Here is a 19779-nt window from a genome sequence, read left to right as displayed (position 1 = left end):
GACGACTCGGACCAGATCCTCGGGTCGGCCCCGAGGCCCACGGCCCGAAGCGCTCCGATCGCGGTGTCCCCGCGTGGTTTTCACGACCGGCGCGGACCCCTACCGCGGTACTACGTGCCCACCCCACCGCCGGGTGAGGTGCGGTGCGGCCCCGCGCTCCTAGCGTCAGCGACATGACCACCGCGCTCGCCCCGGCCACACGCCGGTTCCATCGGCCCCTGCTGTACACCACCGCCGCCATGACCGTGCTGGCCCTGTTCTGCCTGTGCGCCATGGCAATCGACGACCGGCAACTGCTCGGGGAGTCGGTGTGGCTCAAACCGCTCAAGTTCGCGTTCGCGTTCACGCTCTACACCGGCACCCTGACCTGGCTGCTGGCCTTCGAGCATCGCGGGCAGCGCCTGACCTGGTGGATGGGCACGATCTTCGCCGTGACCGCCGTCGTCGACGTCGGTTTCATCGTCACCCAGGCCGCGCGCGGCACCTTCAGCCATTTCAGCAACGAGGACGACGCCTGGAACAACATCGGCCAGATGGTGTTCGCCTCCGGCGTGCCGGGCCTGTTCGCCGCCAATCTGGTTATCGCGCTCGTGCTTTCGTGGCAGCGGGTCACCGATCGGCCCACCTCGCGGGCGATCCACCTGGGCCTGGCACTGGCCGTGGCGGGTATGGCGCTGGGCTATCTCATGGGCTTCACCGGCAAGCAGCAGGCCACCGACGCCTACGGCAATCCGATCCCCCTGGCCGCCGGGCACACCGTCATCAGCGGCGCCGAGCAGCCGGTCCTGCGCGACGGGGTCGACACCATGCCGATCACGCACTGGAGCACCAACGGCGGCGATCTGCGCATCCCGCACTTCATCGGACTGCACGGCATCCAACTGCTGATCGTGCTCGCGGTCGTGCTGGCGAAACTCGCTCCGCGGATCCCGTGGCTGCGCCGCGAACGCGCGCGCGCCGATCTCCTCGGCGTCCTGGCCCTGGGGTACGCCGGTCTACTGGGTGTCGTGGCTTGGCAGGCGCTGCGCGGTCAGCCCCTGCTCGATCCCGATGCCGCGACCGTCACCGCGCTGGGTGTGGTCGCGGCGGTCACCGCGGCGGGTATCGGACTGGTTCATCTCGTACACGGCCGCGCGGCGGCCGATCCGGTCGTGCTCAGCGCAGGCGTTCCGCGTCCCGCGTCAACCGCACCAATGTCTCGGTGAGATCCGCCAGTTCGCGATGATCGGCCCCCTCCTGCACCGCGGTCGCCACGTCCTCCGCGGCACAGCGCGCGGCGAACCAGCGATCGGACAGGTCGGCGACCTCCTGGGCGGAGAGCACCACCGAGTCCTCGGGAATACCGGTGCCCTTCACACTGTTTCGATGCTCGTAGGCACGCTGGCGACAGGATTGCCGGCAATAGCGCCGACGGCGGCCGATCTCCGAATCGGCGATCTCCCTCCCACACCATTGGCAGGGCATGCGGTGGCGCAACATGGTCCGGAACATTAACGGTTCCGGGCCCCGACCGGGCGGTGGGCACGCCGAACGAAAGCAGTACCGCCGGACCGGTAGAATGGACGGGTTCTCTCCACGGGAACCGAAGGTCACGTCGAAGCGTTGAGTAGAGACGAGACACTACGTAGAACGTTGCCGCTAGGCGAGAAGGGACCGCACTCATGGCAGATCGCGTACTCCGGGGCAGTCGACTCGGAGCGGTGAGCTACGAGACCGACCGCGACCACGACCTCGCGCCGCGTCGGATGGCGAAGTACCGGACCGAGAACGGCGAGGAATTCGACGTGCCGTTCGCGGACGACGCCGAGATCCCCCCGACCTGGCTGTGCCGTAACGGCCAGGAGGGCATTCTGCTCGAGGGCACCACGGTCGAGCCCAAGAAGGTCAAGCCGCCGCGCACCCACTGGGACATGCTGCTGGAGCGTCGCAGCAAGGAAGAGCTCGAGGAGCTGCTGCAGGAGCGGATGGATCTGATCAAGAGCCGCCGCCGCGCGTAGCCCGGACAGCTCGGGCGCCGAACGACAGAGCCCCCCAACCCGAATCGGGTGGGGGGCTCTTCGCTGTGTCCGGGCCGGGTGGGCGGCCCGGGCACAGTGGCCGGGATCCGCTCTCAGTGACTGGCGACCTTGCGGTACTGCAGCAGCGACATCGGCACCGCGACCGCGAGGATCGCCAGCGAGCACAGGATCGCGTACTCGACGCAATGATCGGCCGGCCAGCCGTCGGCGGGCACGAAGGTGGGCGGGGCGCCGTTGTCGAAGAGTTTGCGCCCGGCCGCGGCGACCGCGGTGATGGGATTCCATTCCGCGATGACGCGCAGCGGCCCGGGCAGGCTCTCCCCGGAGATGAACGCCGAGGAGATGAACGTCAGCGGGAACAGCCAGATCAGGCCCGCGCTCTGGGCGACCTCCACGCTCGGCGACAGCAGCCCCGTCAGCGCGCCCACCCACGACATGGCGAACGCGAACAGCAGGATCACCCCGAAGGCCAGCACCGCGTCCAGGATGCCGCCGTTGATGCGCCAGCCGACCGCGTACCCGCAGCCGACCATGACCGAGAGCGCCAGGATGTTGACCACCAGGTCCGAGAGCGTGCGGCCCATGAGCACCGCCAGCCGGGACATGGGCAGGGTGCGCATGCGGTCGATGATGCCCTTGTGCAGGTCGTTGGCCAGGCCGACGGTGGTGAAGGCGGCGTTGAAAGCGACCGTCTGGGTGAAGATTCCGGCCAGCAGGAATTCGCGGTACTGCCCGCCGCCCAGCGACGCGCCGAACACGTAGGCGAACAGGAACACGAACATCAGCGGCTGGATGGTGGCGGTCACCAGCAGGGTGGGCACGCGCAGGATGGTCAGCAGATTGCGGTAGGCGACGATGGCGCTGTCGCGAAAGACGCGGGGCAGGGCCATGAATGACTCGGATGCGGTACCGGGGGCGCGGTCCCGCGCGGGCGCGTCCGCGGGGGGCGCGGGGGCGTCGTTCAGGGCGGTCACGACAGGATCTCCTCTTGCACGGTGTCGAGGGAGCGGACGGGTGCTTTGCGTTCGGCGGATTTGCCGGTGAGAGAAAGGAATACGTCGTCCAGGCTGGGACGGTGCACGGCCGCGTCGACGACGCAGATGCCCGCGTCGTCGAGCCGGCGCAGCGCCTCGACCATGGTGCGGGTGCCGTCGCCGACCACGATGGTGACCGCGTCGGCGTCGTAGCCGGGTTCGCCGACCCCGACCCCCGAGAGCACCTTCATCGCCGGTTTGGGGTCCTGCCCGGGCGCGAGGGTGACCGTGAGCCGGTCACCGCCGATGGAGGTCTTGAGCTCGTCGGCCGACCCGCGGGCGATGACCCGCCCGCGGTCGATGACGGTGATGCGGTCGGCGAGCAGGTCGGCTTCCTCCAGGTACTGGGTGGTGAGCAGCACGGTGGTGCCGTCGTCGACGAGGTCGCCGATGACGCGCCACATGTCGAGCCGTCCACGCGGGTCGAGCCCGGTGGTGGGCTCGTCCAGGACCACCACCGGGGGCCGGCGTACCAGTGCGCCGGCCAGATCGAGCCGGCGGGCCATACCGCCGGAGTAGGTGCCCGCCAGCCGCCCGGCCGCGTGGTCGAGGCCGAGGGCGGTGAGCAGTTCGGTGGCGCGGTCCCCGGCCTGTTTCTGGCTCATGCCGTACAGGCGGGCGACCATGCGCAGGTTCTCGAAGCCGGTGAGGTTGGCGTCCACGGCCGCGTACTGCCCGGACAGGCCGAGCCGGGTGCGGGCGCGGGCCGGGTCCTCGAGGACGTCGACCCCGGTGACGCGCACCGACCCCTTGCTGGGGCGCAGCAGCGTGGTGACGATGCGGACCGTGGTGGTCTTGCCCGCCCCGTTGGGGCCGAGCAGGCCCATCACGGTGCCGGACGGGATCTCGAGATCGATGCCGTCCAGCACCCGGACCTTGCCGTAGTACTTGACCAGTCCGTTGACTTCCACTGCCAGGCTCATCGGGCTTCCTCCCGCTCGGTGCGAGAGTGACTCGCCGCCAGGTGTTCTCGCAGCACCGGTCCGATGGCTGCGAGGGCTTCGGGCGTGGTCATGCCCGCGTGCCGGCAGCGCACGAGGTGATCGTGCACGGTGCCGGTGGCGTACGGTTCCCAGCTCGCGGCGTTGCGGGCGGGGTCCGCACGGTTGATCTCGTCGTCGGCGGCGGTGAAGAACAGGACATCGCCGTCGAAGACGCCGGGCCGGAACGCGTGGGCCAGTTCCGCGCCGTTGGCGTATCCGGTGTAGAGCCGTTCGAGATGATCGACGGTGAGCGCCGCGAACGGGCCCGGCCGGTTGCGCAGCAGTTCCGCCGCTTCGGGCAGGGTCAGGCGCGGGTCGATATCGGTGTCGCCGAGCAGGTCGCTGCCGAATTCGCCGATGATGTCCGCGACGCTGGGAACCGCGTCGGCGAGCCAGCGCTCGGACAGCTGGTAGCTGTCCATCATGCCCAGCAGTGCGACGCGGTCGCCCAGCTCCTGCAGTTGGACGCCGACCTCGTGGGCGAGCAGCCCGCCCAGCGACCAGCCCAGGATGTGGTACGGACCGTACGGCTGCACCGATTTGATCTGCGCCACATAGTATTTCGCGGCTTCCTCGATGCTCGAGTGCTGCAGCCGGGCGTGTTCGGGGTCGCGGGACACGTGCGGGGCCTGCAAACCGTAGACGGGCCGGTCCCCCGGGATGTGCGCGAGCAGTCCGGCGAAGCACCAGGCCAGGCCGATGGCCGGGTGCAGGCAGAACAGCGGCGGCAGCGCCGAATCGGTGATCGGGCGCAGCGGCAGCACCGGGCGCAGGGCCGCGGCCAGCGCCGCCCCGGTGTCGCCCTCGGCGTCGGCGAGCCGGCGCGCGATGGCGGCCGGGCTCGATTCGCCGAACATGGCCTGCACCGGCAGCTCGATGCCGCCCGCTCGCAGCTGCGCGACCACCTTGGTCGCGAGCAGCGAGTTGCCGCCGAGTTCGAAGAAGCCGTCGTCCGCGCCGACCCGCTCGATCCCGAGCACCTCGGCGAAGGCCGCGCACAGGGCCGCCTCGGTCGGGGTACTCGGCGCCCGGTAGCCCTCGCCGGCGGTGAACACCGGCTCGGGCAGCGCCTTGCGGTCGAGCTTGCCGACCGGGGACAGCGGGACCCGGTCCAGCAGCATGATCGACTGCGGGACCATGTAGTTGGGTACCAGCTCGGCCACGTGCGCGAGCAGTTCGGCCACCGCGGGCGCGGTGCCCGCGCGCGGCTTGACGTACGCCACCAGCGCGGTGACGCCCGCCGGGGTGCGATGCCCGATCGTGGTGGTGAACTCGACCGCGGGATGCTTGGCCATGGCCGCGTCGATCTCGCCGAGTTCGATGCGGAAGCCGCGGATCTTGACCTGGTGGTCGGTGCGGCCCACGTACTCCAGATCCCGTGCGCGCCCGGCGTTCTCGGTCCACCGCACCAGGTCGCCGGTGCGGTACATGCGTTCGCCGGGCTTGCCGAACGGGTTGGCGACGAAGCGCTGGGCGGTGAGCCCGGGCCGGTTCAGGTAGCCGCGGGCCAGCGCGGCGCCGGCGAGCTGGAGCTCACCGGTCACCCCGCCCGGTACCGGGTGCAGGCGCCCGTCCAGGACGGTGGCCTGCACGCCGCGGATGGGACCGCCGATGGTGATGGGCCCGCCCGGTGTCATGGGCTGGGAGATCACGGTGACGATGGTGGTCTCGGTGGGCCCGTACACGTTGTAGAGCTTGCGGCCCGGCGCCCAGCGGGTGACCAGGTCCGGGGGCAGCGCCTCGCCGCCGACCAGGACGTGGCGCAGCGCGGTGATGCCGGCCGGGTCGACGGTGCCCAGCGCCGAGGTGGTGATGAAGGCGTGGGTGATGCCCTCCTCGGCGAACACCGCGCCCAGCTCGTCGCCGCCGACCACCCCGGGTGGGGTGATGACCAGGGTCGCGGCTCCGCCGAGCGCGAAGAGCAGATCGAGCATGGCGGCGTCGAAACTCGGTGTGGCGAAGTGCAGTACGCGGCAGCCGGGGCCGACCTCGAAGCGCTGGGCGGTCTCGGCGGCGAAGTTGGACAGGCCGCCGTGGGTGACGACGACGCCCTTGGGCACGCCGGTGGAACCCGAGGTGTAGATGACGTAGGCCGGGTTCTCCATGCGCAGCGGGGTGATGCGTTCGCGGTCCTGGATCGGGGTGTCGGCCGCGGCCAGGACGCGGCGGCGGAAGGACGGGGCGTCCAGCACGGTCCAGTTCGCGCCGTCGGGCATGTGCTCGCGGTGCTTGGACAGGGTGATGCCGATGCCCGCGCCGGAGTCGGACAGCATGTGGCTGATGCGCTGCGCCGGGTAGGTGGGGTCGACCGGGACGAACGCGGCGCCGGCCTTGGCGATGGCCAGCATGACCGCGACCGATTCGGCCGAGCGCGGAATGCCCATGGCCACCAGGGTTTCCGGGCCGACGCCGTAGCCGATGAGCACCCGGGCGAGCCGGTTGGTCCAGCGGTCCAGGGCGTCGTAGGAGATCTGGGTGCCGCCCGCCCGCACCGCCACGGCCTGGCGGTTGCGGTTCGCGGCGGCCTCGAACACCGCCGGGAAGGTCACGGGCGCACCGGCCTCGGCGCCGCGCACCGGGGCGAGCGCGGTCCATTCGGCCGGGTCCAGGAGTTCGAGATCGCCGACCGCGGTGGCGGGGCCGGCCGCGGCCGCGCCCAGCAGGCGCGCGAAACGGTCGGCCAGGCGCTGGGCGGTGGCGTGCTCGAACAGGTCCGCGGCGTAGTCGACCGAGACGGTGATGCCGTCGGGTTCGCGGGCCGGGGTCCAGGATTCGGTGAGGGTGAACTGCAGATCGAATTTGGCGATGCCGGGATCGGCGTCGGCGGCCTCGATGCGCAGGCCGGGCAGTTCCAGGACCCGGACGGGCTGGTTCTGCACCGAGAGCATGACCTGGAACATGGGGTGGTGCGCCTGCGAGCGCACCGGGTTGAGCACCTCGACGAGCCGCTCGAACGGCACGTCGGCGTGGGCGAAGGCTTCCAGGTCGGTGTCGCGGACCGCGCGCAGCAGGTCGCCGAAGGCGGCGCCGGAGTCGATGCGGGTGCGCAGTACCAGGGTGCCGACGAACATGCCGATCATGCGGTCCAGGGCCGGATGCCCGCGCCCGGCGATGGGTGTGCCGACGGTGATGTCGTCCCCGGCGGTGACCCGGTGCAGCAGGGCGACCAGCGCGGCGTGCAGCACCATGAACATGGTGACGCCGTGCTCGGCGGCCAGGGCCTGCAGTTCGCGATGGGTGAAGGCGTCCAGGGTGCACTCGACGGTGCCGCCGCGGTAGCTGGGCACCGGCGGGCGCGGCCGGTCGGCCGGGACCGTGAGCAGTTCCGGGATCCCGGCCAGGGCGCCGCGCCAGTAGTCGAGCTGGCGGCTGATGACCGAGTCGGGCTCGGTCTCGGCGCCGAGCACGTCCTGCTGCCACAGCGTGTAATCGGCGTACTGGATGGGCAATTCGGGCCAGTCGGGTTCGCGGCCGCCCGCGTAGGAGCGGTAGGCGGCGGCGACGTCGGCGGCCAGCGGCTGCAGGGACCAGCCGTCCATGGCGATGTGGTGCACCACCAGGACCAGCACGTGTTCGGCGACGACGCTCTCGGTTCCGGTCAGGCGCAGCAGGGCCGCGCGCACCGGCACCGTGGTGGCCAGCTCGAATCCGGCGGCGGCCACGCGGCGCACCTCGGCGGTCACCTCGCCCGCGGCGACGGTGCGCAGCGGCAGCGCGATGGCCGCCGCGGCCGCGTCCAGCACGTGCTGGCGAGGTTCGCCGTCGAGTTCGGGGAAGACCGTGCGCAGGGTTTCGTGCCTGCGCTGGACCGCGTGCAGCGCCGCGTGCAGGGCCTGCACGTCGAGTTCACCGCTCAGGCGCAGGGCGACCGGGACGTTGTACGCGCCCAGAGCCTGCCCGCTCGCGTTGAACTTCTCGAGGAACCACAGCCGGCGCTGGGCGGCCGAGAGCGGGATCGCCTCGGGCCGCGGCCGCCGCTGCGGTTCGGGCCGCAGTTCGGTGGTGGCCGGTCCGCTGTCCAGGGCGAGGGCGAGTCCGGCCACGGTGGGCGCGGTGAACAGGGCGCGCACCTCGAGCCGGACACCGGTGGCCGCGGCCAGGCGGGCCACCAATTGGGTTGCCAGCAGCGAGTTTCCGCCGACCTCGAAGAAGCTGTCGTCGGCGCCGAGCCGGTCGGCGCCCACCAGTTCGCCCATGATGGCCGCGACCAGGATCTCGGTCTCGGTCTCGGGGTCGCGGGAGAGCGCGGCGACCACGGCCTGCGGTTCGGGCAGGCCGGCGCGGTCGAGCTTGCCGACCGGGGTCAGCGGGATGCGCTCGAGCACGGTGATGGAGCCGGGGACCATGTGGGCGGGCAGGCGTTCGGCGCAGTGCGCGCGCAGCGCGTCGAGTTCGACCGCGGCGCCCGGCTGGGCGGGCAGGACGAACGAGACGATGCGCGCGGTGCCCGCCATCTCGCGAACCTCGGTGTGCGCGAAGTGGATCGCGGGGTGGGCGGTGAGCACGGCGTCGATCTCGCCGAGTTCGATGCGGAAACCGCGCACCTTGACCTGGTGGTCGCTGCGGCCCAGGTAGAACAGTTCGCCGGCGGCGGTCCAGCGCACGACGTCGCCGGTGCGGTACATGCGCCCGCCCTCGGGACCGTACGGGTCCGCGACGAACCGGGCCGCGGTGAGTCCGAGCCGGTCCAGGTAGCCGCGGGCGACGCCCTGGCCGCCGACGTACAGCTCGCCGGGCACCCCGATCGGGACCGGCCGCAGGCGTTCGTCCAGGACCAGGGCCCGCGCGCCGCGCACCACGGTGCCGATGGTGACCGGTTCCCCGGGCCGCATGGGCCCGGCGATGCTGATGACCACGGTGGCCTCGGTGGGACCGTAGCCGTTGAACATCAGGCGGCCGGGGGCCCAGCGCGACACCAGTTCCGGGCCGCACGCCTCGCCGCCGACGGCGATGGCGCGCAGGCTCGGCAGCTCCCAGGCGTCGCGGTCGATGGTGGCCAGGGCCGCGGGGGTCAGGAAGGTGTGGCTGATCTCCTCGCGTTCCATGAGGGCGGCGAGTTCGTCGCCGCCGTAGACCTCCGGCGGCACGATGACCATGGTCGCGCCGGCGCCGATGGTGAGCAGCAGGTCGAAGATGGCGGCGTCGAAGCTCGGCGAGGAGAAGTGCATGGTGCGCGATTCGCGCTCGACCCGCATACGGTCGCGGATCTCGTCGCCGAAGTTGGACAGGCCGCCGTGGGTCACGGCCACGCCCTTGGGTTTTCCGGTCGAGCCCGAGGTGTAGATGACGTAGGCCAGATCGGCGGTCCACAGGGTGTCGACGCGGTCGGCGTCGGTGATCGGGCCGTCGTCCAGGACCTCGAGTTCGTCCAGGAGTTCGGGGTCGTCGAGCAGCAGCCATTCCGTGGCGTGCTCGCCGGCGGCGGTGTAGAGCCGGTCGGCGTGCTCGATCATGCTGATGCCGACGGCGCAGCCGGAGTCGGTGAGCATGTGCCGCACCCGGTCCGCCGGGTAGTTGGGATCGACCGGGACGAACGCGGCGCCGGATTTGGCCACGGCCAGCACCGACAGCACCGATTCCACCGACCGGGTGAGCCCGAGCGCGACCCGGTCCCCCGGGCCGAGCCCGCGCCGGATGAGCGCGCGCGCCAGGCGATTCGAGTACACGTCGGATTCGAGGTAGCTCAGCGCGGTGTCACCGAACTGCACGAAATCGCGATCGGGGTTCAGGTGCGCGGTGGCGGCGAAGTAGGCCGCCAGGCTGCACTGGGGTTCGGGGGCCGGACCCCAGGCGGGGGTGAACAGTTCGCGTTCGGTGTCGGTGCGGGCGTCGATGTCGCGGATCCGCACGCGCGGGTCGGCCGCGACGGCGGCGAAGATCCGGTTCAGCCGCTCGGCCAGGGTCTGGACCGTCGCCTGGTCGAAAAGCTCGGCGGCGTACAGGAATTCGAAGACGCGCTGGTCGGGTTCCGTGCCGGGCAGGACCCGCAGTTCGAGGTCGAACTTGGCCAGCGCGATGTCGAGTTCGTCGGCTTGCAGGGCTAATCCGGGCAGGCGCAGGACCGGGACCGGGGTGTCCTGCACGGTGAGCGCCACCTGCAGGACGGGCCGGACGCCGCCGGTGCCGAGTTCCTCGACGACCCGTTCGAACGGCACCTCGGCGTTGGCCATGGCGGCGAGTTCGGTGTCGCGGTCGGCCTGCAGCAGTTCGGCGAAGCCGCGGTCGGGGTCCACGTCCGAGCGCAGGATCAGGGTGTTGACGAACATGCCGACGAGTTCGTCCAGGCGGGTGTCCCCGCGCCCGGCGACCGGGGTGCCGATCACGATGTCGCGACCGCCGGTGACGGTGCGCAGCAGCACCGCGAGGCTGGTGCGCAGCACCATGAACACGCTGACCCCGTGGGCGCGAGCCACGTCGGCGATGCGCCGTTGCAGATCCTGGCCGACCTCGAACCGCACCGTGCCGGCGCGCTGGGTGGGCGCGGCCGGGCGGGGCCGGTCGTAGGGCAGCGGCATCTCCTCGGGCAGATCCGCGAGGGCGGTGCGCCAGTACGCGAGCTGGATCGCCGCGGCGCTCTCGGGATCGGACTCCTGGCCGAGGCAGGCGCGCTGCCAGAGGCTGAAGTCCGCGTACTGCACCGGCAGTGGCGTCCAGGCCGGGGCGGCCCCGCCGTGCCGCGCGGTGTAGGCGATGGCCAGGTCCTGGGTGAGGGGGCCCAGGGACCAGCCGTCGGCGGCGATGTGGTGCAGCACGATGCCGAGCAGGTGCCGGCGATTGCCTGTGCGCAGCAACGTCATTCGCAGCGGGATCTCGCGGGTCAGGTCGAAGCCGCGGCGGGCCAGCTCGCGCAGGGTGTGCTGGGCGCCGGTCTCGTCGGTTTCGATGGGGTCCAGTGCGGGCAGGCAGTGCGCGGTCTCGAGCAGGCGCTGGAAGGCGCCCTGCTCGTCCTCGGGGAAGATCGTGCGCAGCACCTCGTGCCGCTCCACCAGGTCGGTGAGGGCGGCGCGCAGCGCTTCGACGTTCGGATCGCCGTCGATTCGCAGCACGAACGCGATGTTGTAGGCACTGGATTCGGGGGAAAATCTGTTCAGGAACCACAGTCGCTGCTGCGGCAGGGACAGTGGTACGCGCTCCGGGCGCGGGGTGTGCACCGCCAGCGCCGCTTTCCGCGTCCGGGGCGCTTCCTGCAGGCGGGCCGCGACCCCGGCCACGGTGGGGGCCTCGAAGATCGCGCGGACCGGCAGTTCCACCCCGAACTCGTGGTGCAGGGCGGCGGTGAGCCGGGTGGCGAGCAGGGAGTTGCCGCCGATGTCGAAGAAGTTGTCCTCCGCGCCGTGCACCGGCGCGCCCAGGACCGCGCCGAAGACCTGCGCGACCTGCTGCTCGGTGTCGGTGCCGGGGGCGCGCGAGGGCGCGATGGCCGCGAAATCCGGTGCGGGCAGGGCCTTTCGGTCGAGCTTGCCCGACTGGGTGACCGGCACCGTGTCCAGGACGGTGAGCGCCGCGGGCACCATGTAGCCGGGCAGGCGCCCGCGCGCGGTGGCCAGCACGGCCGCCGGATCGAGGTCGCCGTCGGCGGTGAGGTAGGCGACCAGGCGCGGGATGCCGCGCTCGTCGTTGTGAACGACGGTGAGCGCGAACGTGATTCCCGGGTGTGCGCGCAGCACGTGGTCGATCTCGCGCAGTTCGATGCGGAAGCCGCGGATCTTGATCTGGTCGTCGGCGCGGCCCAGGAAGCGCAGCTGCCCGGTGGTGTCGGCGACCACGAGATCGCCGGTGCGGTACATGCGTTCACCGCGCCGGCCGTGCGGGTTGGCCGGGAAGGACTGGGCGGTGAGGCCGTGCCTGCCCAGGTAGCCGCGCGCGAGGCCGGGGCCGGACAGGTACAGCTCGCCCGCGACGCCCGGCGGGACCGGGTGCAGGCGGGGGTCGAGCACGAACAGCCGCATACCGCGCACCGGCAGGCCGATGGGGACCGGTTGCCCGGCGACCATGGGTCCGGTGGCGGTGGCGGCGACCGTGGCCTCGGACGGGCCGTACATGTTGTGCATGCGGCGCTGCGGCAGATCCGCCGGGCGGGCGGCCGGATCGGTCCAGACGCGGACCAGGTCCTCGGGGCAGGCTTCGCCGCCGACGATGACCGCGTCGAGTTCGGGCAGGGTGTCCGCGGGGACGGTGGCCAGGGCGGCGGGGGTGACGAAGGCGTGCGTGATGCGTTCGGCGCGCAGCAGATTCGCGAGTTCGGCGCCGCCGTAGATGCCCGCGGGGGCGACCACGACGGTGGCGCCGGCCGCGAAGCCCAGCAGCAGTTCGAGTACCGAGGCGTCGAAGCTCGGCGAGGAGAAGTGCAGGGTGCGGGCGGTGTCGGTGACCTTGAACAGGTGCATCTGCTCGTGGGCGAGCGAGGCGAGGCCGGCGTTGGTGACGACCACGGCCTTGGGCTTGCCGGTGGTGCCGGAGGTGTAGATCAGGTAGGCCGGTCCCGCGGTGCGCAGCGGGTGGTGGCGGTCGGCGTCGGTGACGGGGGTGATGGGGAACCGGGCGCATTCGGCGGTCAGCTCGTCCGAACCCAGCAGCAGCCAGTCGACGTAGGTCTTGCGGTGCCGTCCGCGCTTGGCGGGCCAGGTGGGCATGCCGGCGTGGTGGTTGGCGTCGGTGATGCCGAGCATGGCCCCGGAGTCCGAGAGCATGTGCGCGATGCGGTCGGCCGGGTAGTCGGGGTCGATGGGCACGTACGCGGCACCGGTCTTGGCGACCGACCACACCGCGAGGATGCTGTCCAGGCTGCGGGGCAGCGCGATCGCCACCACCACCTCGGGGCCGGCGCCGTGTTCGATGAGCACGCGGGCGAGGCGGTTGGAGCGTTCGTCGAGATCGCGATAGGTGGTGTCGCGGTGCTGGAATCGGACCGCGACGTTGTCGGGCACGCGCTCGGCGGTGTCGGTGAGCAGGCGGGCCAGGGTGGTGCCGGGTTCGCCCGGCGCGCCCACGATGGGGACGAGCTTCGCGGTTTCGCGCGCGTCCAGCAGCGGCAGGTCACCGACGGGCACGCTCGGGTCGGCGACGGCCGCGGCCAGCACCGCGCCGAAGCGCCGGGCGATGGCCTCCACCGTGGCGTGGTCGAAAACGTCGGCGGCGTAGCCGAATTCGGCGGTGAGCCCGGCGTCCTCGGCGCTCGCACCCAGGGGTTCGTGCACGGTGAGCTGCAGGTCGAACTTGGCGACGTCGACCTGGATGGGCAGGACGGCGGCGCTGAGCCCGGGCAGGTCGAAGCTCAGTTCCGGGGTGCTGTCGTAGGAGAGCATGACCTGGAACAGCGGGTGGCGGGCCGCGGAGCGTTCGGGGTTGACCACGTCCACGAGCCGTTCGAAGGGCACGTCGGCGTTGGCGAACGCGTTGAGGTCGGTGTCGCGGACCTCGGTGAGCATGCGGTCGAATCCGGCGGCCGGATCGACGCGGGTGCGCAGCACGAGGGTGTTGACGAACATGCCGACGAGTTCGTCCAGCGCCGGGTCGCTGCGGCCCGCGATGGGGGTGCCGATGGCGATGTCGGTGGTGTTGCACAGGCGCGCGAGCACCGTCGCCAGCGCCGCGTGCAGGACCATGAAGGTGCTGACGCCACGATCGGCCGCGACCGCGGCCAGCGCCTTGCGGGTGGCGGCGGGAATGGTGAATTCCACGCTGCCGCCGTCGGTGGAGCGCCGGCGCGGGCGCGGGCGGTCCAGCGGCAGGTCCAGCTGATCGGGCAGGTCGGCGAGCGCGGCCCGCCAGTAGGCGAGCTGCTTGGACAGCGCGCTGGCCGGGTCTGCCTCGTCGCCGAGCAGTTCGCGCTGCCAGAGCGCGAAGTCGGCGTACTGCACCGGCAGCGGCGTCCAGTCGGGGGCCGCGCCGGCCGTGCGGGCGGCGACCGCGCTCATGATGTCGCGGGTCAGCGGGGCGATGGACCAGCCGTCGCCGCTGATGTGGTGCAGCACCATGAGGAAGACGTGCTTGTCCGGGCCGGTGGCGTAGAGCGCCACCCGCACCGGGGCCTGGCTGCGCAGATCGAAGCCGTAGCCGGCGAACTCACCGGCGAGGCGGACCACGTCGCCGGCGGCGGCGTCGACGGGGTCGAGGGTGAGCGGGATCTCGGCGGCGGGGTGCACGACCTGGCCGGGACCGTCGGGGGTGTCGGGGAAGGTGGTGCGCAGGCTCTCGTGCCGTTCGAGCACGTCGAGCAGGCCGGCGCGCAGGGCCGAGATATCCAGGGGCCCGGTCAGTTCCACCGCGAGCGGCATGTTGTAGGCGGCGGCGTGCTCGGCGAAGCGGTTGAGGATCCACAGCCGCTGCTGTGCCAGGGACAGCGGAATGTGTTCGGGCCGTTCACCGGCGGCGAGGATCGGTGAGGCGCTCTCGGCCTGCGGGGCGTCCAGGCGCGCGGCCAGGGCGGTGACCGTGGAGTACTCGAACAGATCGCGGATGGTCAGGGCGGTGCCCAGGGCGGCGTTGACCCGCGCGATGGCGCGGGCGGCGCTGAGCGAGTTGCCGCCGAGATCGAAGAAGCTGTCCTCGACGCCGATGTCCTCGGTGCCCAGGACCTCGGCGAACACGGCCACGAGGCGGCGTTCGGCCTCGGTGCCGGGTTCGGTGGCCACGCGCGCGGGGCGGCGCAGGGTGATCTCCGGGTCGGGCAGGGCCTTGCGGTCGACCTTGCCGTTGGCGCTCAGCGGTAGTTCGTCGAGCACCATGAGCGCGGCGGGCACCATGTATCCGGGCAGCAGTTTGCGCAGGCCGGCGCCGAGTTCGGCGGGGTCGAGCGGGCCCGCGCCGGGGGCGGCGACGGCGTAGGCGGCGAGTTCGTCGCCACCGCGCCCGCGCCGGGCCACGCAGACCGCGCGGGCGACGCGCGGGTCGCTCAGCAGCGCGGTCTCGATCTCCCCCAGTTCGATGCGCAGGCCGCGGATCTTGACCTGGAAGTCGCTGCGGCCCAGGTATTCCAGGACTCCGGTGCGCCCGGCGCGCCAGCGCACGAGGTCGCCGGTGCGGTACATGCGGGTGCCGGGGGTGAAGGGGTTGGCCACGAACCGGTCGGCGGACAGGCCGGGGCGGCCCAGGTAGCCGCGCGCCAGCTGCACGCCCGCGAGGTAGAGCTCGCCCACGACGCCGGGCGCGACGGGCTGCAGACGGGTGTCCAGAACGTAGGTGCGGGTGTTCCACACCGGGGAGCCGATGGGCACGTCGGTGGCGCCGGGGACGCAGTGCCAGGCGGTGACGTCGACGGCGGCTTCGGTGGGGCCGTACAGGTTGTGCAGTTGCGGCGCGTCCGGGCCGGTGCCCAGGGCGGTGTGGAACTCGGCGACGGTGGCGGCGGGCAGAGCTTCGCCGGAGCAGAAGACCCGGGCCAGGCCGGTGCAGCCGGCGACGTCAGTGTCGGTGAGGAAGACCGAGAGCATCGAGGGCACGAAGTGCGCGGTGGTGACCCGCTTCTCGGCGATGATCCGCGCCAGGTAGCCGGGGTCGCGGTGCCCGTCGGGGGCGGCGATGACCAGGCGCGCGCCGATCTGCAAGGGCCAGAAGAACTCCCACACCGAGACGTCGAAGGTCGCGGGGGTCTTCTGCAGCACCACGTCGGTGGCGTCGAGGGGGTAGGCGTGCTGCATCCAGCGCAGCCGGTTGACGATGGCGGCGTGGCTGACCCCGACGCCCTTGGGCTTGCCGGTGGACCCGGAGGTGAACAGCACGTACGCCAGGTGATCCGGGCGCAGCGGGGCGGTGCGGTCGGCGTCGGTGACCGGGCGGGGCGAGTGCGCGCTCAGGTCGGCGGCGTCGATGTCGAATCGTGGTGCGCCGGCGGGCAGTTCGAGGGCGTCCCGGGTGGTGGTCAGCACGCACAGCGGATGCGCCTGGTCGAGTACCTGGGCGACGCGATCGGCGGGATGGTCGGGGTCCAGGGGCAGGTAGGCCGCGCCCGCCTTGACCACGGCGTACATGCCGACGAGCAGTTCGTGGCTGCGGCGCATGGCGAGCGCGACCACGGTGTCGGGGCCCGCGCCGCGCGAGATGAGTTCGCGCGCCAGGCGATTGGCGCGTTCGTCGAAGGCGGAGTAGGTGAGGATCTCGCCCTCGAAGTCGAGCGCGACCCGGGCCGGGCTCAGGGCGGCACGGTCGGCGAACAGGCCGGCCAGGGTGCCTTCCTGGCGCGCGACGCGGGTCGAGTTCCATTCGTGCAGCACGCGTTCGCGTTCGAGGTCGGTGAGGGCGGGCAGGTCGCCGACGATCTGCTCGGGCGCCGCGCGCAGGAACCGCTCGAGGAAGTCCAGGAAGCGGCCGTGGTGCATGGTCAACTCGGCGTCGCCGTACAGGCGCGGGTTGGCCTCGAAGTCGATGTGGATGCGGTTGCCGACGCCGTTGTAGAGGTTGATCGAGAGGTCTTCGACCGGGCCGGTGGAGAGCACGTTGAGCGAGCCGACCAGGCTGCCGAACTTCAACTCGCTGTGGAACAGCATGAGATTGACCATGGGCCCGAAGAAGCCGCGGGCGTCGCGGGAGTAGCCGCAGTCGCGGCGGATGTCGTCGCTGCGGTAGCGCTGATGCCGCAGGGCGCCGGTGATCTGGAGTTCGACCGCGCGGACCGCGTCGGCGACGGTGGCGGAGCCGTCGAAGTGCACGCGCAGCGGTACGACGTTGGAGACCACGCCCGCCGAGCGGCGCAGCGCCACGGTGGTGCGCGCGGAGACCGGCAGCGAGAGCACGACGTCCTGGTTGCCGGTGACGGCGCGGACGTAGCAGGCCAGCGCGGCCACGAACAGCGCGGAGGTGTTGGAGCCGAACGCGGACGCGGCGGCCTGCACGGCGTCGGCCACGTGCTGGCCCAGGACCGCGGTGGCGCAGCGGCGGCTGGCGTCGGATCCGGCGGCGACCGAACCGGACCCGGCCAGGGTGATGGGCTCGCTCACGCCCTCGAGCTGTTCGCGCCAGTAGTCGCCGTCGCTGCGGAAGCGGCTGGTCTCGCGGTAGCGGTTCTCGTCGCCGTAGATGGTGGACAGCGGGGTGGCGCGCGAGACCACGGGCTCGGTGTGGTCCTCGAGCGAGGTGTAGATCTCGGCGGTGCGGGTGAGCGCGTTCATGGCGCCGTAGCCGTCGATGACGATGTGATGGCCGCGCGAGTACCAGATGTAGTCCGAATCACCCGTCCGCAGCACCACATTGATGGTGAGCGGATCGTGTTCGATGTCGATGGGCGAGCTGGCGTGATCGTTCATCCAGGCCAGGGCCGCGCCACGCGGGTCCGGTTCCTCGCGCAGATCGATGCGCGCCCAGCCCGGGCGCCAGGTGGGGTCGACCGCCTGGTGCGGAACCCCGTCGATCTCCCACATCCGCACATGACCGACCTCGGTCTCCGCGCCGAACCGCTCGACGGCGTACAGCAGCCGGCCGACATCCAGATCGCCGTGGATCTCCACGTACTGGGCGATGGTGAGCGGAATGTCGGGCCGAATCCGCTGGGCGAACCAGAGGGCCGATTGCGCGGGAGAGAGCGCGAATGGTTGAAGCGAGATTTCACCGGAAGCACATTGGTCGACACGATCGGTGGCCAATGAACTCATCAATCACTCCTTCTGCCGCTGTTGACGCAACTCCCCGAACCCCCGTGCCCCGAACCCTTACGGCTTTCGCGCACGCGCGAGCCTTAGGACGTGATCCACGCCCTATGATTCGGAGCATCACGCCGACCGGATCGGTGGTGATCTCGAGTTGCCCGGCAACGAACGGCGTTGGCGGAGCGATATTCAGGACAGCTACTTCAAAGCAAACCTCGCGATTTTCCCGTAATTCGCATAGGGCACCGGATTGAATTCAGACATATCAACCGAAGTAACTGGGCTCTGGCTAAATTTCAGCGAATAGTCTGTTCGCTGGGCGGGACGGCCCTCGTCATACGTGCCCGCAGCTATCGCGCCGGATGGGTACCGGCTTCATGAGGGTCGGACGGACCCGCGTGGGTGTGCGCGCGCCGTCGCAGTGCTGCCGCCACGGCGGCAACCGCGGCCAGAATACACAGGATTCGTTCCGGCGCGGGCCCTATCCGCGTCGCGAGTGTCGAGTCCGTGCGCAGCGGCACCGAGGCCACCAGCGCCGCCGGGACGAACTGCTCGGTCCGCTGCTGGATGACGCCGTCGGCGGTGATGATCGCGCTGACCCCCGTCGTCACCGAAACCACCACGGCGCGACCGTGCTCCACCGCGCGCACCCGCGACATGGCCAGTTGCTGATAGGTCATCTCGCTGTCGCCGAAGGTGGCGTTGTTCGACGGCACGGTCAGCAGTTGCGCGCCGGCGCGCATGGCGTCCTGGAAGGCGCGATCGAAGGCGACCTCGTAACAGGTGGCCACGCCGATGGCGACCGGCGCGCCGCCGCCCGCCGGATCCACGTGCACCACGCCGTCCCCGTTGCCGGGCACGAAATATCCGGCGCGGTCGGCGTATTCGGAGAAGAGCCGGAAGAACGAGCGCATCGGCAGGTACTCGCCGAAGGGCTGGATGATCTTCTTGTCGTGCCGCTCCGCGGGACCGTCCGCGGTCCACACCATGACCGAATTCGTGGTCGTGCGATCGTCGTTCACGAGAACGGCGCCAACCAGGATGGGCGCCTTGATATCCCGGGACGCCTGCCGGATGAGAGCGCCGGCGTCGGCGTTGCGCAGCGGGTCGATGTCGGAGGAATTCTCCGGCCAGACAACCACATCCGGCTGCGGGGCCTGCCCGGCCGCGACGGCCCTGGCGAGTTCCTCGGTACGCTTGACGTGATTGTCGAGAACCGCGCGGCGCTGGGCGTTGAAGTCCAGGCCCAGCCGCGGCACGCTGCCCTGGATCGCGGCGACCGTGATCGGCCGGTTGCCGTCCTCCGGGCTGGGCAGCGCGGTCCGGAGGATCACTCCGGTGATCGGAACTATAGCCACAAGCATTGCCGCGGCAACAATCCGGTTCCACGATATGGGACGCGAACCCCCCGTCCCGGGAGGATTCGGACCTACCGGATCGCCGGATGTGCTACGCGCCTCCAGCAACCACACGGCGCACGCGGCCAGCCCGGCGCCGGTCAGGGCCACCGCGAAGCTCACGACCGGCGCGCCGCCGATCATGGCGTAGGGCAGGTACCACCCGTCGGCCTGACCGAAAGCGAGCCTGCCCCAAGGAAACCCGCCGAACGGGAAGCTCGAGCGCCCCCACTCGGTGAACGACCACATCAGCGCGACCCACAGCGGCCACCCCGGTAGTCGCCCGACCAGGCGTACCAGCAGGCCGAACAGCCCCACGTACACCGCGAGCGCGGTCGACAATCCGATCCACGGCACCGGTCCGACGTAAATTCCGGTCCACGGCAGCAAAGGCAGAAAGAACGCCAGCCCCGCCAGCATTCCGTATCCGAATCCCCCACGCAGGCGCCCGTTCCCGCGCACCGTGAGTGTGAGAATCGCAATACCGACCGGTGCGAGAAACCACAAAGTCCGCGGCGGGAAACTCGCGAACAACAACAATCCCGCCAGCACGGCGCACAGCATTCGCGTGAGCACCGGATACGCCCGCGCGACACGTGTCAGCCGTGTGATCACCCCGTTCCCGGCGGTCGCGACCGCGGTGGCGCCCGCCGTGTCCGGGGTCGAGTTCGAACCCGCCGCGCGGGCCCCGCCGGCCGGATCGGCGGAGGTCACACGGTGTTCCGGAGGGGTGGAAGGGGTTGCGGGCGGGGTGGTTTCGGGGGCGG

The 19779-nt window shown here is 71.3% G+C and carries 7 protein-coding genes; 2 read left to right on the top strand and 5 right to left on the bottom strand.

Translation table 11 applies throughout. The features are described from left to right. The first annotated feature begins 173 nt into the window (after positions 1 to 173). Positions 174 to 1205 carry a hypothetical protein gene (locus ACWIGI_RS30845; protein ID WP_454206237.1) on the top strand — a complete coding sequence of 344 codons (1032 nt, stop codon included), beginning with the start codon at positions 174 to 176 and terminating at the stop codon, positions 1203 to 1205. Here the strand turns inward: ACWIGI_RS30845 and ACWIGI_RS30840 are convergent. Next, positions 1156 to 1479 carry a hypothetical protein gene (locus tag ACWIGI_RS30840; RefSeq protein ID WP_354988742.1) on the bottom strand — a complete coding sequence of 108 codons (324 nt, stop codon included), beginning with the start codon at positions 1477 to 1479 and terminating at the stop codon, positions 1156 to 1158. The two genes, ACWIGI_RS30845 and ACWIGI_RS30840, sit on opposite strands and share 50 nt — an antisense overlap. A 182-nt stretch (positions 1480 to 1661) precedes the next feature. Here ACWIGI_RS30840 and ACWIGI_RS30835 point away from each other — a divergent pair, with 182 nt between their 5' ends. Continuing rightward, complete coding sequence (locus ACWIGI_RS30835) at positions 1662 to 1997, top strand: RNA polymerase-binding protein RbpA (RefSeq protein ID WP_354988743.1); 336 nt, start codon at positions 1662 to 1664, stop codon at positions 1995 to 1997. A 113-nt stretch (positions 1998 to 2110) separates the two neighbouring features. Here ACWIGI_RS30835 and ACWIGI_RS30830 read toward each other — a convergent pair whose 3' ends face one another. The 4 genes from ACWIGI_RS30830 to lnt form a co-directional block, all read right to left on the bottom strand. Beyond that, positions 2111 to 2908, bottom strand: a complete 798-nt coding sequence (locus ACWIGI_RS30830; RefSeq protein WP_454206309.1) for an ABC transporter permease — start codon at positions 2906 to 2908, stop codon at positions 2111 to 2113. Between the two features lie 80 nt (positions 2909 to 2988). After that, positions 2989 to 3975 carry an ATP-binding cassette domain-containing protein gene (locus tag ACWIGI_RS30825; RefSeq protein ID WP_454206235.1) on the bottom strand — a complete coding sequence of 329 codons (987 nt, stop codon included), beginning with the start codon at positions 3973 to 3975 and terminating at the stop codon, positions 2989 to 2991. Then, positions 3972 to 17621, bottom strand: a complete 13650-nt coding sequence (locus ACWIGI_RS30820) for an amino acid adenylation domain-containing protein (protein ID WP_454206233.1) — start codon at positions 17619 to 17621, stop codon at positions 3972 to 3974. The genes ACWIGI_RS30825 and ACWIGI_RS30820 overlap by 4 nt, the downstream gene beginning before the upstream one ends. A gap of 344 nt (positions 17622 to 17965) precedes the next feature. Beyond that, positions 17966 to 19576: an apolipoprotein N-acyltransferase gene (lnt, locus tag ACWIGI_RS30815; protein WP_454206307.1), complete on the bottom strand. Its 1611-nt coding sequence runs from the start codon at positions 19574 to 19576 to the stop codon at positions 17966 to 17968. Between the last annotated feature and the right edge of the window lie 203 nt (positions 19577 to 19779).

The organism is Nocardia sp. NPDC055321 (assembly GCF_053645575.1).
This window is presented reverse-complemented; position numbering and strand designations above follow the sequence as displayed.

What these genes read in the sequence shown, in the direction of transcription:
- lnt (WP_454206307.1), bottom strand. Translation starts at nt 19,576, where the DNA reads ATGCTGTGCGCCGTGCTGGCGGGATTGTTGTTGTTCGCGAGTTTCCCG.
- ACWIGI_RS30820 (WP_454206233.1), bottom strand. Translation starts at nt 17,621, where the DNA reads ATGAGTTCATTGGCCACCGATCGTGTCGACCAATGTGCTTCCGGTGAA.
- ACWIGI_RS30845 (WP_454206237.1), top strand. Translation starts at nt 174, where the DNA reads ATGACCACCGCGCTCGCCCCGGCCACACGCCGGTTCCATCGGCCCCTG.
- ACWIGI_RS30840 (WP_354988742.1), bottom strand. Translation starts at nt 1,479, where the DNA reads ATGTTGCGCCACCGCATGCCCTGCCAATGGTGTGGGAGGGAGATCGCC.
- ACWIGI_RS30830 (WP_454206309.1), bottom strand. Translation starts at nt 2,908, where the DNA reads ATGGCCCTGCCCCGCGTCTTTCGCGACAGCGCCATCGTCGCCTACCGC.
- ACWIGI_RS30825 (WP_454206235.1), bottom strand. Translation starts at nt 3,975, where the DNA reads ATGAGCCTGGCAGTGGAAGTCAACGGACTGGTCAAGTACTACGGCAAG.
- ACWIGI_RS30835 (WP_354988743.1), top strand. Translation starts at nt 1,662, where the DNA reads ATGGCAGATCGCGTACTCCGGGGCAGTCGACTCGGAGCGGTGAGCTAC.